The sequence below is a fragment of the Micromonospora sp. NPDC048843 genome (assembly GCF_040649965.1).
Classification (GTDB): Bacteria; Actinomycetota; Actinomycetes; order Mycobacteriales; family Micromonosporaceae; genus Micromonospora; species Micromonospora hortensis.
The window spans coordinates 1-15742 of record NZ_JBEZGJ010000026.1; the positions used below are offsets into that span (position 1 = coordinate 1).

The 15742-nt window shown below is 72.1% G+C and carries 14 protein-coding genes and 1 pseudogene; 12 read left to right on the forward strand and 3 right to left on the reverse strand.

Features of this window, described 5'->3' with window-relative positions:
* Together AB0C20_RS09180 and recG are read left to right on the forward strand one after the other, a co-directional pair.
* The coding region (locus AB0C20_RS09180; RefSeq protein ID WP_357567687.1) for a Dak phosphatase at window positions 1-1133 on the forward strand (1133 nt) is incomplete at its 5' end.
* Entirely contained in the window at window positions 1130-3328 is a 2199-nt protein-coding gene (gene recG, locus AB0C20_RS09185) for an ATP-dependent DNA helicase RecG (RefSeq protein ID WP_357190156.1), read from the forward strand. The genes AB0C20_RS09180 and recG, both read left to right, overlap by 4 nt.
* A 76-nt stretch (window positions 3329-3404) precedes the next feature.
* On the opposite strand, the gene AB0C20_RS09190 is transcribed toward recG, so the two are convergent.
* Window positions 3405-4367, reverse strand: coding sequence for an LPXTG cell wall anchor domain-containing protein (locus AB0C20_RS09190; protein ID WP_357190154.1), 963 nt, complete (start codon window positions 4365-4367; stop codon window positions 3405-3407).
* A gap of 396 nt (window positions 4368-4763) precedes the next feature.
* Here AB0C20_RS09190 and rsmD point away from each other — a divergent pair, with 396 nt between their 5' ends.
* From rsmD to AB0C20_RS09235, 9 genes and pseudogenes are all read left to right on the forward strand, one after another.
* Window positions 4764-5327: a 16S rRNA (guanine(966)-N(2))-methyltransferase RsmD gene (gene rsmD, locus AB0C20_RS09195; RefSeq protein ID WP_357190152.1), complete on the forward strand. Its 564-nt coding sequence runs from the start codon at window positions 4764-4766 to the stop codon at window positions 5325-5327.
* Window positions 5324-5806 (forward strand): pantetheine-phosphate adenylyltransferase, encoded by a 483-nt coding sequence (gene coaD, locus AB0C20_RS09200; protein ID WP_030335289.1) that lies wholly within the window; start codon window positions 5324-5326, stop codon window positions 5804-5806. The genes rsmD and coaD overlap by 4 nt, the downstream gene beginning before the upstream one ends.
* A gap of 250 nt (window positions 5807-6056) precedes the next feature.
* On the forward strand, window positions 6057-6554 hold the full coding sequence (locus AB0C20_RS09205; RefSeq protein ID WP_030335287.1) for a hypothetical protein: 498 nt from the start codon (window positions 6057-6059) through the stop codon (window positions 6552-6554).
* A 109-nt stretch (window positions 6555-6663) separates the two neighbouring features.
* Window positions 6664-7227, forward strand: a complete 564-nt coding sequence (locus tag AB0C20_RS09210) for a YceD family protein (RefSeq protein WP_110562455.1) — start codon at window positions 6664-6666, stop codon at window positions 7225-7227.
* Window positions 7228-7232: 5 nt separating this feature from the next.
* The gene (gene rpmF / locus AB0C20_RS09215; protein WP_030335284.1) at window positions 7233-7406 is read left to right on the forward strand and encodes a 50S ribosomal protein L32; all 174 of its coding nucleotides are present in this window, start codon (window positions 7233-7235) and stop codon (window positions 7404-7406) included.
* A 114-nt stretch (window positions 7407-7520) separates the two neighbouring features.
* Window positions 7521-8504, forward strand: coding sequence for a phosphate acyltransferase PlsX (locus tag AB0C20_RS09220; protein WP_357190150.1), 984 nt, complete (start codon window positions 7521-7523; stop codon window positions 8502-8504).
* A pseudogene (gene rnc, locus AB0C20_RS09225) lies at window positions 8501-9208 on the forward strand (ribonuclease III); the annotation flags it as partial. The gene AB0C20_RS09220 and the pseudogene rnc, both read left to right, overlap by 4 nt.
* 289 nt (window positions 9209-9497) lie before the next feature.
* Window positions 9498-10355 carry a bifunctional DNA-formamidopyrimidine glycosylase/DNA-(apurinic or apyrimidinic site) lyase gene (gene mutM / locus AB0C20_RS09230; protein ID WP_238684613.1) on the forward strand — a complete coding sequence of 286 codons (858 nt, stop codon included), beginning with the start codon at window positions 9498-9500 and terminating at the stop codon, window positions 10353-10355.
* 220 nt (window positions 10356-10575) lie between these two features.
* Window positions 10576-12795, forward strand: a complete 2220-nt coding sequence (locus AB0C20_RS09235; protein ID WP_357567688.1) for an MMPL family transporter — start codon at window positions 10576-10578, stop codon at window positions 12793-12795.
* 206 nt (window positions 12796-13001) lie between these two features.
* Here the strand turns inward: AB0C20_RS09235 and AB0C20_RS09240 are convergent, their stop codons facing one another.
* Entirely contained in the window at window positions 13002-13844 is an 843-nt protein-coding gene (locus AB0C20_RS09240) for an endo alpha-1,4 polygalactosaminidase (protein WP_357567689.1), read from the reverse strand.
* A 116-nt stretch (window positions 13845-13960) separates the two neighbouring features.
* A complete protein-coding gene (locus tag AB0C20_RS09245; protein WP_357190142.1) occupies window positions 13961-15103 on the reverse strand; it encodes a CAP domain-containing protein in 1143 nt (380 codons plus the stop codon).
* Window positions 15104-15495: 392 nt separating this feature from the next.
* Here AB0C20_RS09245 and AB0C20_RS09250 point away from each other — a divergent pair, with 392 nt between their 5' ends.
* Window positions 15496-15690 (forward strand): hypothetical protein, encoded by a 195-nt coding sequence (locus tag AB0C20_RS09250; RefSeq protein ID WP_007456482.1) that lies wholly within the window; start codon window positions 15496-15498, stop codon window positions 15688-15690.
* The last annotated feature ends 52 nt before the right edge of the window (window positions 15691-15742 follow it).

Sequence of the window (15742 nt, forward strand, 5' to 3'; positions counted from 1 at the left end):
TGGTGGACGACATCATCGCCTCCCTGTACGCCGACGACCACGTCTTCCTCATCCCGAACGCGGGGGCCCGCGCCGGCGTGGTCGACGCCGGTGGCCGAGGGCTCTGCGTGCTGCTCGACGCCCTGGTCGAGGTGCTGACGGGGGAGCGCACGGCCCGGGCCGCGCCGACGCCGCGCTCCGTCGCCCGTCCGGCGGCCACCGTCGCCCGCGAGACCGGTTCCGACGAATACGCGTACGAGGTGCAGTTCCTGCTCGACGCGCCGGCCGAGGCGGTCGCCGGTTTGCGGCGGGCGCTCGACGCCCTGGGAGATTCGCTTCTCGTCGTCGGCGACGGGCGTGAGCCGGAAGGCACCTGGAACGTGCACGTGCACGTCAACGACGTGGGCGCGGCGGTCGAGGCCGGTGTTGCCGCCGGCCGCCCCTACCGCATCTCGGTCACCCGGTTCGCCGACCAGTCGGAGTCGCCCTCCGGCCCGGTGGTGGCCGGCCGGGCCGCTGTGGTGGTGGCCACCGGCGGCGGCATCGCCGACCTGTTCACCGCGGAGGGCGCCACAGTCGTGCCGGGCAACCCCTCCACCGGTGAGTTGCTGGACGCCGTGCGCAGCACCGGCGCGGCCCGGGTGGTGGTGCTGCCCAACGATGCCAACACCGAGGCGGTGGCGAGCGCGGCCGCCCGCGAGGCCCATCGGTACGGCATCAAGGTGAGCGTGGTGCCGACCCGCTCACCGGTGCAGGCCCTCGCAGCCCTCGCGGTCCGCGACGGTGACCGCCGTTTCGAGGACGACGTCATCGCGATGGCCGAGGCGGCCGGCGCCTGCCGCTACGCCGAGGTCTGCCATGCCAGCCGGGAGGCGCTGACAGTGGCCGGCCCGTGCCGTCCCGGTGACGTGCTGGCGCTGGTGGAGGGGGAGGTGCACCTGATCGGCACCGACCTCACCGACACCTGCGCCGCGGTGGTCGACCGGATGCTCGGCGGTGGTGGCGAGATGGTCACCCTGCTGGCCGGGGTGGACGCCCCGGCCGGGCTCACCGACGCCGTCCGCGCGCACGTCGCACGGCGCTGGCCGTTCGTCGAGGTGCACGCGTACCCGGGCGGCCAGCCGTTTTATCCGCTCCTGGTAGGGATCGAATGAGCGAACCAGCCACTGTGGACACTCCGCTGAAGAAGCTGGTCGGGGACAAGACAGCCAAGGCGCTGGCCTCGCACCTCGACCTGCACACCGCGGGTGACCTGGTCTACCACTTTCCGCGTCGCTACGACGAGCGTGGTGAGCACACCGACATCCGCTCACTGGACGTCGGTGAGCAGGTCACCGTGTTGGCCCAGGTGCAGCGCACAGCGGTGCGCCCGATGCGTCAGCGGCGGGGCAATCTGCTGGAGGTGACAGTCGGCGACGGCTCCGGCGGGGTGCTGACGTTGACCTTCTTCGGCAACCAGGCGTGGCGCGAGCGCGAGCTGCGCCCGGGCCGGTGGGGTCTGTTCGCCGGCAAGGTCACCGAGTTCCGGGGCAAACGGCAGCTCAACGGCCCGGAGTACGTCCTGCTCGGCGAGGGTGGCGACGGCGAGGCGGCGGTCAGCGACGACATCGAGGAGTTCGCGGGGGCGCTGATCCCGGTCTACCCGGCAGCCGCAGCCGTGCCGACCTGGGTGATCGCGCGATGCGTGCGCGTCGTACTCGACACGTTCACCCCGCCGGACGATCCACTGCCGAGCGCCGTGCGGGCCAGCCGCAAGCTGGTCGGGCTGGGCGCCGCGCTGACCGAGATCCACCGGCCGTCCAGCAAGGAGGCGCTGCACCATGCGCGGCGGCGCCTCAAGTGGGACGAGGCCTTCGCCGTCCAGGTGACCCTGGTGCAGCGCAAGCACCGGGCGGCCGACTGGCCGGCCCGGCCCCGCCCGGCGCACCCTGGTGGGCTGTTGGAAGCCTTCGACGCCCGACTCCCGTACGAGCTGACGGCCGGTCAGCGGGAGGTCGGTGTGGAGATCGCGGCGGACCTGGCCACCCCGCACCCCATGCACCGTCTGTTGCAGGGCGAGGTGGGCTCGGGCAAGACGGTGGTGGCGCTACGGGCGATGCTCCAGGTGGTCGACGCGGGCGGGCAGGCCGCGCTGCTGGCGCCCACCGAGGTGCTGGCCGCCCAGCACCACCGGGGCATGCTCGACCTGCTCGGGCCGCTCGGGCGGGCCGGTGAGCTGGGCTCCGCCGAGCACGCCACCAGGGTCGAGCTGGTCACCGGGTCGCTGGGCGCGGCGGCCCGCCGCCGGGCGCTCGGCGAGGTGGCCAGCGGCGCCGCCGGCATCGTGCTCGGCACCCACGCCCTGCTGTACGAGGGGGTCGACTTCGCCGACCTCGGCCTGGTGGTGGTCGACGAGCAGCACCGCTTCGGCGTGGAGCAGCGCGACGCCCTGCGGGCCAAGGCCGACCAACCGCCGCACGTGCTGGTGATGACGGCCACCCCGATCCCGCGCACCGTGGCGATGACCGTCTACGGCGACCTGGAGGTCTCCACGCTCTCCCAGCTGCCCCGGGGGCGATCGCCGATCACCTCGCACGTGGTGCCGGCCGCCGAGAAGCCGGCCTACCTGGACCGGGCCTGGCGTCGGCTGCGCGAGGAGGTGACCGCCGGCCACCAGGCGTACGTGGTGTGCCCGCGAATCGGTGACGGGCCGACCAGCGACGAGGAACCGCCACCCGAGGACGACAACGGCCGGCGGCCACCGCTGGCGGTGACCGAGGTGGCTCCGCTGCTGGCCGAGGGCCCGCTGCACGGCCTGCGGATCGGTGTGCTGCACGGTCGCCTGCCGGCCGACGAGAAGGACGCGGTGATGCGGTCCTTCGCGGCTGGCGACCTGGACGTGCTGGTGGCGACGACAGTGATCGAGGTTGGCGTGGACGTACCGAACGCCACAGTGATGATCGTGCTGGACGCCGACCGGTTCGGCGTCTCCCAGCTGCACCAGTTGCGCGGCCGGGTCGGCCGGGGTGCCGCCGCCGGGCTCTGCCTGCTGGTCAGCGAGGCGGCCGAGGGTTCTTCGGCGCGGGAACGGTTGGACGCGGTGGCGTCCACTAGCGACGGGTTCAAGCTCGCCGAACTCGACCTGGAGCAACGCCGCGAGGGCGACGTGCTGGGTGCCACCCAGTCCGGGCACCGCTCGCACCTGCGGTTGCTGTCCCTGCGACGCGACGCCGACCTGATCCGCGACGCCCGCGCCGAGGCGATCACCCTGATCGAGGACGACCCGGAGCTGGCCCGCAGCCCGGCACTGGCCGCCTCGGTGGCCGCACTGGTGGACGAGGATCGCGCGGAGTACCTGGAAAAGGGCTGACCGCGCAGGCCATCACATGGTTGAGGGCGCGCCGACCGGGTGGTCGACGCGCCCTCAACTGTCAGAGCGGGTTGGTTCAGGCGGTGAAGCGAACCCGACGACGACGGGCCACCACGAACAGGGCGGCACCGGCGGCCAGCAGCACCACGGCGCCGGCGATGATGCCGCCGGTGGCAGCACCGGTCAGCGGCAGAGCCGGCTCGTCCTTGCCGCCACCCTGACCCGGGGCGCACTCGGCCGGCTGCTCCCAGGCGATCGGCGCGGTGTCGTCGAGGCCCTCGGCGGCCGGCGTGACGACCAGACCCTCGAACGCGTCGAAGGAGACGGAACCGGTCTCGCCCGGCTTGACGACCAGCGTCTTCACCTCGCCCTTGTTCGGGGTCAGGGTGAGCGTGACGGTCTCACCGTCGGCGGGGTTCTCGATAGTGAAGGTGAGCTTGTCGCAGGTCGACTCGACCGCGCCCACCGGCTCCGCCGGAGCCGGGGTGGCAGTCGGGGTCGGGCTCTGGGTCGGAGGCTGGCTCGGCGACGGAGAGGCGACAGTGGGGGTCGGGGTGGGGGTAGCCGACGGGGTGGCGGTCGGCGTCGGGCTGCTCGGCGAGGGCGTCGCCTCTGCCGCGCAGGTGCCCTTCGGCTCGGCGGCCACGGTCCGCTCCTCGGTCACGATCCGGTCGGAGCGCACCCACCGCGCCTCGACGGTCAGCTCGATCGTCGGTCGCTTCTGGTCGAAGCTGTGGGCCTGGGTGCCGGTGAGGAAACCCTCGCCCTTCGCCGGGAGAGTGGCGTCCTGTGCCAGGCCGCCGGTGAAGGCCGCCGGGACGGTCGACTCGAGCTTGGTGATCTTCGCGTCGATGTTCTCGCTGTTGCCGACCGTCCAGGTCACCTTGACCTGGCCGTCGGAGGTCAGGCAGTAGGTGCCGGAGGGCTCGGGGTGGTGGGCACTCGCGGGGCTCGCGAGGACGCCGACGCCGGCGATGCCGATCAACGCGCCCGCGGCGATGGCCGCGACGCGCCGGAACGGAGACTTGGGAGGGTTCACGCCTGCTCCTGGTGAGGGGGTACGGATCGCGTGGCGGGAGGCCGGGAGACATCGTGACCGGGGAGTCACCTGCTCACCGGGGCGTCGCGCGACGCGGTGGTGTTCCCGCAGCGAAAGCGGGGACAGGGGGAGACTGTACTGATGGGTGGTTAATGAGGGGAGTTCAGATCATTGCCATCTGGCAATGTAGTCGATTCGTGATCTTTGATAAACCGAAGGTGTCGGTCCGGTCACTGGGGACGGTCCGCCCGCTGTGGCTCCACGGTGGATGTCGCGCCGTCGGTGCTGCTCAGGTGCTCCGCGTCGTCGCCGGCGGGCCCACTCCTCGGATCCGCGCCGTGCTGACCGGGTCCGCCCGGCATCGCGTAGCGTCGCGGGCATGAGCAGGAGGAAACGGTGACCCGGATCGTGGCCGGGACGCTCGGTGGCCGGCGGATCGCCGCGCCGCCCGGCGCCGGCACCCGACCCACCTCGGATCGGGTCCGGGAGGCGCTGTTCAGTGCCGTCCAGGCCGAGGTCGATCTCGACGGCGCCCGCTTCGCCGACCTGTACGCCGGCTCCGGCGCGGTCGGCCTGGAGGCGCTCTCCCGGGGGGCCCGGCACGTGTTACTGGTCGAGTCCGACCCGCGGGCGGCCCGGGTGATCCGGGAGAACGTGGCGGCCCTCCGTGCCGGTCCGGCGGCCCGCCTGGTCACCGGCAAGGTGGCGACGGTGCTGGCCGCAGGACCGGACGGTGAGCCGTACGACGTGGTCTTCGCCGACCCGCCGTACGCCGTGCCGGACGAGGAGATCACCGCGCTGTTGGCCGCGCTGGTCGATCGCGGCTGGCTGGCGCCCGACGCGTTGGTGGTGGTGGAGCGGTCCCGCCGCACCAGGGAGTTCGACTGGGTGGAGGGGATCACCCCCGAGCGCAGTCGTCGTTACGGCGAGACCACCCTTTGGTACGGTCGCCGATCATGAGACGTGCGGTGTGCCCCGGTTCGTTCGACCCGGTCACCAACGGACACCTCGACATCATCGGGCGGGCCAGTCGGCTCTTCGATGAGGTGATCGTCGGTGTGCTGGTGAATCAGTCGAAGAGTGGCCTGTTCACCGTCGAGGAGCGCATCGAGATGCTCCGCGAGGTGACCTCGTCGTACGGCAACGTGCGTGTCGAGTCGTTCCGAGGGCTGCTGGTGGACTTCTGCCGGGCCCAGCAGGCCAGTGTGCTGATCAAGGGCCTGCGGGCGGTCAGTGACTTCGACTACGAGTTGCAGATGGCCCAGATGAACATCGGTCTGGCCGGCGTCGAGACGCTCTTCATGCCTACCAATCCGCTCTACTCGTTCCTCTCGTCGAGCCTGGTCAAGGACGTGGCCAAGTGGGGTGGCGACATCTCCGCCCACGTCCCCGACCCGGTCCGTGAAGCCCTCCAGGCCCGCCTGGGCCCTCGCCGCTGAGCGGACCTGGCTCCCTCTCGCCCTCGCGATCTTGCACTTACGGTGCCTGCATCGCCCCTTTCGGCATGGTTTGACGCGACCGAAAGTGCAAGATCGGCGGGGTGGGAGCCGGGGGTGACTATGTCGCGACTCGCCGGGTTGGGGTGAGTGGGGCGGCGGTGGGGCCGGCACGACATGATTGGTGGCGCGGGGAACGGCCGTAGCCCGCATCATGGAGGTCGGCCGACGAACGACAGGAGTGAGGTAGCCGGTGGACCCGCTCGATCGCATCGACGAACTGATCGCCATCCTGGAGCAGGCGCGCTCCGTCCCGATGTCGCGCAACAACTGCATGGTCGACCGGGGTGAGATGATCGCTGCCCTCGATGAGATGCGTGCCGATCTCCCCGCCGACCTGCGTCGCGCCGCCGCGCTCCTGGAGGAGCGCGACAAGATCATGGAAGCCGGCAAGCGCGAGGCCGACCGGATCATCAGCGAGGGTGAGGCAGAACACGCCCGCCTGGTCTCGGTGAACGAGATCACCGTGTCGGCCGAGCACGAGGGTGCCCGGATCATCGGCGAGGCCCGCGCCGAGGCGCAGCGCCTGCGTGAGGAGGTCGACGACTACGTCGACACCGCGCTGGCCAACTTCGAGCAGTTCCTCACCCGGGCGCTCGCCTCGATAGAGCGCGGCCGGGACAAGATGCACGCGCTGCGGGAGATCGGCACCTTCGCTGGGGATGAGGCGGAACGCCCGCTACCCTTCTGAGCGGCACCTCACCAGCCGACTTCTCAGGCGGGCGTCGCCCCCGGTTCGACGGGCCGGCGGTCGCCCAGGTAACCTTTTTTGTCGGCCTCTCACCGGCCGGAGTCTAACTATGCCCAAGCACTCGCCATCGACACTCAACCCCAGGTCGCCGCTGGTCCTCGACACGAGGGACCTGCCGCGTCGCCCTGGCGCGTTGCGTGAGGTCCAGCGGGTCGTGCCGGCACCGGCGGACCTCGGTGTGGAGTTGATCGGCGTGCCGGAGGGCGCGGACCTCGACCTCGATCTGAGGTTGCAGTCGGTGTCCGAGGGCGTGCTCGTCTCCGGGACCATCACCGGTCCCGTCCGGGGCGAGTGCGGCCGTTGCCTGCGCGAGATCAACGACTCGATGGGCGTGACGATCCAGGAGCTGTACGCGTACGAGGACAGCACCACGGACGCCACGACCGACGAGGACGAGGTGGGCCGGATGCAGGGCGATCTGATCGACCTGGAGCCGGCGCTGCGGGACGCGTTGGTGCTCACGCTGCCGACCAACCCGCTCTGCCGGGAGGACTGCCCAGGACTGTGCCCCGAATGCGGGGCGCACTGGGACGATCTGCCGGCCGACCACAGTCACCAGCAGATCGACCCGCGTTGGGCGGGCCTGTCGCAACTGACCGTTACAGAGGAGTAAGAACCGTGGCCGTCCCGAAGCGCAAGATGTCGCGCAGCAACACCCGGTCCCGCCGGGCGAACTGGAAGGCGACAGTGGTCGCGACCGTTGCGTGCCCGCAGTGCAAGTCCCCGAAGCTGCCGCACGCCGCCTGCTCCGTCTGCGGCACCTACAACGGCCGCCAGGTTCTCGAGGTCTGACCTGGACGCCGAGTGACGCCCCCGACCCCAGGTCGGGCGGCGCGCGCATCCTGGCATTCGCCCGGTGCTCCGGCTCCCTCCGACGCCGGCCGGCCCAATCCGGCCGGCGTTCCGGTGGAGCCGGGCGCCGCGCGGATCGCCGTTGACCTCCTCGGCGGGGACGACGCTCCCGCCGTCGTGGTTGACGGCGCTCTGCGGGCCATGCGCGCCGACCCTGACCTGCATCTGCTTCTCGTCGGTCCGACCGAGGTCGCCGACGAGCTGATTGCTGCCCTCGATCCGGCGCAACGCGCCCGGATCACGGTGCGGCCTGTTCGCGATGTCGTCGGCATGGCCGACCATCCCAGCGCCGCCCGCTCCGAGAGCACCGTCCGGGCCGCTGTCACCGCCGTCCGGGACGGAACCGCCGACGCGCTTGTCTCCGCCGGCGCCACCGGCGCCACAGTCACCGCTGCCGTACTCGGCCTCGGCCGCTCGCCGGAGATCCGCCAACCCGCGCTGGCCGCCACCCTGCCCGCCGTGGCGGGGCCTGTCGTGTTGCTCGACGTCGGCGGCTCCCTGGAACCCCGCCCGGCCACCCTCGCCCGCCACGCAGTGCTCGGCGCCGCGTACGCGGCGGTGGCCCACTCGATCGCCGCGCCCCGGGTCGGGCTGCTCTCGGTCGGCACCGAGGCCGGCAAGGGCGACCGGGTCCGCCGCGCCACCGACCCCCTGCTCGCCGTCGAACCGCTGCCCGGCGGGGCGCGCTACGTCGGCCTGGTCGAGGGGTACGACGTGGCCCTCGGCGCGCGCGCCGATGTGGTTGTCACCGACGGCTTCACCGGTAACGTGCTGCTCAAGGCCATTGAGGGCGCGTACGCGATGGCCGGCGGCCCACCTGCCCAGGGCGGCGCGCCCCGCGCGGCGGCCCTGCTGGGCGTCGCGGGGACGGTGGTCGTCTGTCACGGGTCCGCCCGCGCCGACGACGTCGCCTCCGGCATAGCTCTCGCCGCCCACCTGTGGCGGCGGCGCGCCACCGATCTGGTCTCCGCGTTGCTCGACAGCGACGCCGCGACGGGTCACACCGACCGCTCCACCGACACCGAGGTACGCACATGAGCAACGACAAGCGGCGGCGGGCGTCCGTCGGTCACCTGGAAGCCGCCTTCGGAGTGAGCCTGGAACCCGAGCTGCTCCAGCGCGCGTTGACCCACAGGTCGTACGCGTACGAGAACGGTGGGCTGCCGACCAACGAGCGGCTGGAGTTCCTCGGCGACTCGGTGCTCGGCGTGGTGATCACCACGGCGCTGTTCCACAACCACCCGGATCTGCCCGAGGGGCAGTTGGCCAAGTTGCGGGCCAGCGTGGTCAACATGCGGGCGCTCGCCGACGTGGCCCGCGGTCTGGGCCCGGACGGGCTCGGCGCGTACCTGCTGCTCGGCAAGGGTGAGGAGACGACCGGTGGCCGGGACAAGGCGAGCATCCTCGCCGACACGCTGGAGGCGCTGCTCGGCGCGATCTACCTCCAGTACGGCCTGGACACCACGGGGATCGTCATCCACCGCCTCTTCGACCCGCTGATGGCCGAGTCGGCCGGTCGTGGGGCCGCACTCGACTGGAAGACCAGCCTCCAGGAGCTGACCGCGGCGCTCGGTCTCGGCGTCCCGGAGTACCGGATCGAGGGCACCGGCCCGGATCACCTCAAGACGTTCACCGCCTGGGTGGTGGTGGCCGGCATCCGGTACGGCGGCGCCGAGGGGCGCAGCAAGAAGGAGGCCGAGCAGCGGGCCGCCGAGGCTGCCTGGCGGACGCTCGCCGAGCAGAACGGCCAGAACGGCGACGACGGCAAGGATGGTCGGGCCGGCGACGACGGCCAGGGTGCTCGGGCCGGCGACGACGGCCAGGGTGCTCGGGCCGGCGACGACGGCCAGGGTGCTCGGGCCGGCGACGATCGCCAGGACCAGCCGATCGCTCGGGACGACTCGGCCGACTCCGACGAGCCGTTCGGGCCGCTGGAGCGCGCCGAGCGGGCGGCTCAGGCCGAGCAGGCCGACCACCTCGCGCAGGCGTTGCCGGCTGGGGGCGCCGACGGTCACGAGACGGGTCGGCCGCGTGCCTGAGCTGCCCGAGGTGGAGACCGTCCGGCAGGGGGTGGCCCAGTGGGTCGTCGGCCGTCGGATCGCCTCGGTCGAGGTTCGTCATCCGCGTGCGGTCCGCCGGCACGTTCCCGGCGACGTGCACTTCGCCGACGTGCTCGCCGGCCGGACGGTGCTGGACGCCCGCCGTCGCGGCAAGTACCTGTGGCTGCCACTGGACAGCGGTGACGCGATCGTCGGGCACCTCGGCATGTCGGGTCAGCTACTGCTCCAGCCACCCGGGACGCCTGACGAGACCCACCTTCGGGTCCGGTTCCGGTTCAGCGACGACGGTCCGGAGTTGCGTTTCGTCGACCAGCGCACGTTCGGCGGGCTCTCGGTGAGCGAGGGCGGCGCCGAGTTGCCCGACGAGATCGCCCACATCGCCCGCGACCCGATGGACCCGGAGTTCTCCGACGAGGCGTTCGTCGCGGCGCTGCGCCGCCGGCACACCGAGGTGAAGCGGGCGCTGCTCGACCAGACCCTGATCTCCGGGGTGGGCAACATCTACGCCGACGAGGCGCTCTGGCGCGCCAAGCTGCACGGCGGCAGACCCACCGACGCGCTGACCGGCCCGGCCGCGCAGCGTCTCCTCGGCCACGTCCGCGACGTGCTCGCCGAGGCGATCAGCGAGGGCGGCACCAGCTTCGACGCTCTCTACGTGAACGTCAACGGCGAGAGTGGCTACTTCGACCGTGCGCTCAACGCGTACGGCCGCGAGGGCGAGCCGTGCCGGCGGTGTGGCGCGCCGATCCGCCGTGAGGCGTTCATGAACCGGTCCTCGTACAGCTGCCCGCACTGTCAGCCACGGCCCCGGGGTTCCCTTCGGGGATGACCCGGAGCCGGCTCGGGGCGATGCCGGCGGGTCGCGGCGGGTCGCTCCGGGGTGGACCCCGGTGTACGCCCGGATCGGGGTTCGACCCCCGGCGAACGGACCCCCGCGCCCGGTCCGCTGGTTCCAGGGTGGGCCCGGGTCGATCCCCGATGTGACCGCCTCGTCACGCACCTAGCGTCAGCACCGTTGACAGGGGGTTGACGTGACAGGGGGACCCGAGATGGGCAGAAGACCGGTGACGGTGCGGCTGGCGCGGTGGAGCGCCGAGCACCCGTGGCGGGCGATCGCACTGTGGGCCGTGTTCGTGGCGGTGTGCTTCGTGGGTGGCAGCGCCGCCGGGCTCAACGAGGCCACCAGCGGTGACCAGGCGATCGGCGAGGCGGGGCGGGCCAGCCTGATAGTGGACGCCGGTGCCTTCGACGACCCGGCGGTGGACAACGTCCTCATCACCTCCCGGGGTGGCGCGTTGGACCCGGCAGCGGCGAAGTCGGCGGCCGACGACGCGGCGGCCCGGCTGCGTACGGTCACCGGGGTGGCCGGGGTGGGCCAGCCGGTCACCGCGCGGGACGGCTCGGCGATGCTGCTACCGATCACCATGTCGGGTGACCCGGAGACGGCCTCGGATCGGGTGCAGCCGTTGCGCGACGCCACCGCCTCCGTGCAGGCCGCGCATCCCGAGCTGCGGGTCGAGCAGGTCGGCGGGCCGTCGATCGGCCAAGCCCTCGACGACACGCTGGGTAAGGACTTCAAGCGCGCCGAGCTGCTCAGTCTGCCGGTCACCCTGGCGATCCTGATCATCGCGTTCGGGGCGTTGATCGCGGCGAGCGTGCCGGTGCTGCTGGCACTCTCCTCGGTGGCCGCCGCGATGGGTCTGTCCACTCTCGCCTCGCACCTGGTGCCGGCCACCGACACCACGGCACCGGTGATCCTGCTGATCGGCATGGCTGTCGGCGTCGACTACTCGCTGTTCTACATCCGTCGGGAGCGGGAGGAACGCGCCAAGGGTCGGTCCGGTCTGGACGCGGTGGAGATCGCCGCGGAGACCTCCGGGCACGCCGTGGTGGTCTCCGGCTTCGCGGTGATCATCTCGATGGCCGGGCTGCTGCTCGCCGGCGACGTGGTCTTCTCGTCCCTCGCCATCGGCTCGATCCTCGTGGTGGCCGTCGCGGTGACCGGTTCACTGACCGTCCTGCCCGCCCTGCTGGCCCGGCTCGGCCGATGGGTGGACCGGCCCCGGGTGCCGCTGCTCTGGCGACTGACCGCGCCGCGTACCGGCCGGCACGGCGAGCCCCGCACGCCCCGGCTGTGGCCGGCGGTGCTCCGGCCCGCGCTGCGCGCGCCGGTGGCGACGCTTGTCATCTCGGTCGGACTGCTGCTCGCGCTGGCCGCGCCGGCGCTCGGCATGAAGCTGAAGTTCCCCGGCATGGAGGACCTGCCCCGCACGACTCCGGCGATGCAGGCGTACGACCGGCTCACCGCCGCCTTCCCGAGCGCCGGCACCAATCACGTGGTGGCCGTTCAGGCGCCCGCCGACCAGGCCGACCGGGTACGCGCCGCACTCACCGGCCTCTCCACCCGGGCGGCCGGCGATCCGCTGTTCGCCCCGGCCGAGGCGGACGGCCCGAAGATCGAGGTGTCGGCCGACCGGCGGGTCTCGGTGCTGGACGTCCCCACCCCGTACGCCAGTCGGGACGACCGGTCGGTGCAGTCGTTGGAGAAGCTGCGCGGGGACCTGGTCCCGGCCGAACTGCGGGGCATCCCCGGAATCGAGTACGCGGTGGGCGGGAGCGTTGCCGACAGCGAGGACTACGCCCAGCACGTCCGGGACAAGTTGCCGCTGGTCATGGGCTTCGTGCTGGTGCTGACCTTCCTGGTCATGACGTTCACCTTCCGGTCGGTGGTGATCGCGGCCAGCTCGATCGCGCTGAACCTGCTCTCCGCCGGTGCCGCGTACGGCCTGCTGGTGCTGATCTTCCAGGGCGAGTGGGCACAGGGCCTGCTCGGCTTCACGTCGATGGGCGCGATCGTGTCGTGGCTGCCACTGTTCCTGTTCGTGGTGCTCTTCGGCCTCTCGATGGACTACCACGTCTTCGTGGTCAGTCGGATCCGCGAGGGCGTCCGGTCCGGCCTGCCCAACCGCGACGCCGTGTCGTACGGGATCACCTCGTCGGCCGGGGTGGTGACCAGCGCGGCGATCGTGATGGTCGGTGTCTTCTCGATCTTCGCCACGCTGAGCACCATCGACATGAAGCAGCTCGGCATCGGTCTGGCGGCGGCGATCCTGCTGGACGCCACCATCATCAGGGGAGTGGTGCTGCCGGCGTTGATGACGATGCTCGGCGACGCCAACTGGTGGGCCCCCCGCTTCCTGCGCCCACGCCCGGCACCCGCGCCCACCAACCCGCCCGCTCCCGCCCCGGAGCTGGTCCCGGTCCCCTAATCGCCGCTCCCTCACCCCGCCCTGCCTCGCCCTGCCCCGCCCTGCCCTCGCCCCGCCCTCGGCGATCTTGCAGATTCTGTCGCGACAAAGGGGGGCTAACCCGGCAATTCGACGACCGAAAGTGCAAGATCGCAGGGCAGGGCAGGGCAGGGCAGGGCAGGGCAGGGCAGGGCAGGGCAGGGCGAGGGTGGGGAGGGTGTGGTGGGTCAGGGGAGTGGGCAGGGTTCGCGGGACGCGTCCAGCGTGCGGTCCTTGCGGATCGACGAGAAGCCGTAGCCGACGGTGGTGACACAGAAGTCGTCGGTCGAGCCGGTGTACTCGACGTGGAAGACCGGCTTGCCGGCGTCGCTGAACGGCAGCAGTTTGGCGCACTGGGCCAGCCGGACGCACTCCTCGTTGACAGCGAAGTCGAAGTCCGGGGCCAGCGCCGCGAGTTGCGGCACGTCGTTGACCAGCCCCGGGGAGAGGCTCAGCGAGCGGGCCAGTTCGGCCAGCCGGCGGTTGAACAGCAGTTGGTCGTCGAAGTCGAGCGGAAAGCCGGTGCGCGCCGCGTACCCGTCGGCGTCGAAGAGCGCCACCGCGCCGAAGCCCTTGCCCCGGCAGAGCCGGAACCGGTCGGCCAGCACCGGCCGGAGCGCGTCCCAACTCCGGATGTCCAGCCACCGGCTGTCGGGTCGACGCCCGGCCGCCCCTCGGACGACCTCCGGAAACCGGCTGGCGTCCGGGTCGTCGGAGCGGGCCGATCCCACGTTGACCTGGCAGATCAACCGGCGGTCCCGGGAGCGCAGTTCGGCGGTCTGTGCGGCGGTGGTGGCCACCGGGTCGAGCAGGAAGACGTGCGCGTCCACCGCCGGGTCGAGCGGGCCGCTGAGCTGCCACTGCCACTGCCAGTGGCGGGCCTGCGCCGCCGGCCACGCGGTGGGCGCGCCGGGCGGGGTCAGCGCGGGCCGACACCCGTACGCCGGCACCACCAGCACGAGAGCCAGGCTGGCGGACAGGACGCGGCGCACTGGGCGTACGGCGACGTGTCGCCGCGGCCGGATCCGCATCGGCAGCTCCCGGGTCCCGGGCGGCCGGTCGCCGCCCGCACCGGTACGCGGCCCCCACGCTCCGGCCGGACGTACCTCACCGGGTCAACGAGCGCGGGGGCGGGAACGACGCGCGGTCAGCGCGGCGCCGCGAAGACCTGCGTCCAGTACGGTCCGTTGCTGCTGGCGATGCCGACGCCGATCTCGGTGAACGCGCAGTTCAGGATGTTGGCCCGGTGGCCGGAGCTGTTCATCCAGGCGTCCATCACCGCTGCCGGGGTCTTCTGGTTCCAGGCCACGTTCTCGCCGTACGTGCGCCAGGTGTAGCCGACCCGGTCCAGTCGGGTGCCGGCGTTGCTGCCGTCGCTGCCGGTGTGCGACATGTTCTGGTTGTCGGCCTGGTCCTGACTGTGCCGCTGGGCGGCCGTCATCAGCTTGTCGTCGATGCTCAGCGCCTTGCAGCCGGCCTTGGCCCGCTCGGTGTTGACGAGGTCCACCACCTCGCGGGCCTGAGCGCTGACGGAGCCGCTGGAGCCGCTGGATCCGGTGGAGCCGCCGGTCCTGCTGGGCGCGCTGCTGCGCTCGACGCTGCGGCGTGACGCGGCGGTGCTCCGCGACGTCGCCGGCGTGGGCTTGACGACCTTGCTCGGCGACGGGCTCGGAGACGCCGGGCTGGGGATGGTTGACGGGGAGGGCGCGGCGAGGGCGTCCAGCGCCGGCTCGTCGGTCGGCGCGGCCGACGTGGCGAAGGAGTCGTCGACGGCCGTCGGCTGGGCGGCCCCGTCGTCACCGCCGGGCAGGGTGAGCGCGCCGACGCCGAAGCTCACGACGAGGGTGGCGGCCGCGGCGGCGCCCCCGATCATCAGCGGCCGGCGCCAGCGGCGTGGGGAGCGGTGACGTCCCTCGCTGGGCCGGTCGGTCTCGGCGGCGCCGCGCCAGCCGTCGGTGGTCTCCGGGTCGGTGTCGGTGTGCCAGCCGCCGGGCGCCTCGGAACGCCGTCCGCCTGTGGTGTCCTGGGTCGGGCGGCTGTCGCCCCAGTCGCCGGTCTCGCCCTCCGGCTGGTAGGCCCCCCAGGCGGCGGTGTGGGCGTCGGCCGCCTCGGCGGGGATCGCCGGGTCCGGCTGCCGGCCGTCGGTGGGCTGCTCCCGGTGCCATTCGTCGCCCGGCTGACCGGGCTCGTCGCCGAAGAGGTAGGCCGAGCGGGGCTCCGGGCGGTCGTGCAGCCAGGCCGGCTCGTCGGTCGGCCCTCCGGCGCGCCGGGGGGCGCCATTCGGGTCCATCGGATCGGTCCAGCCGTACACGCCTATGCCTCCAGGGGTCGGTTGCGGGCCGGGGTGACGCTACGGCGCGCCTACGACCTGCGGCAACGTGGCTAAGAAAGAGTTAAGGGGAAGTCGGACGCCAGGGTGCGGACTTCCGTGAATCCGGGCGTACAGTAAAGGCGTCCGGACAGAGAGTGTCCGTGCCTTGCGGCAGCCCCCCGACAAGTGGACAGGTCGACGTGGAGATGATCTACGGCCTGCGAGAACTTGACGAAGGAGGGGTTTGCGGCTCAATATATAGGTGTCGCCAGTCGCGCCCGGTCATGCCCAGATACAGCCTGGAATGACAGCCGCGTACAAATGGGCGCGCGTTGGCCGGCCTTTCCGGCAGCGCATATCAAGGAGTCAGCATGGCGAAGGCCCTCTACGGCCACGTAGGTGCAGCGCCCGACCGGCGTCTGCTCGACGAGGTCACCCGACTGCGTGCCAGGGTCCAGGCCCTGGAGTTCGAGATCACGCGTCTGCGTGCCGACAATGATCGGCTCGCGGCGGCTGCGGCGGAGGCGGACGATCTTCTCCGTCTGGCCGAGCCGGCACTGACCTGATCTTCACGCTCAAAGAAAACTGAATCGCACCACCGCAAAAATGCGCGCCGAC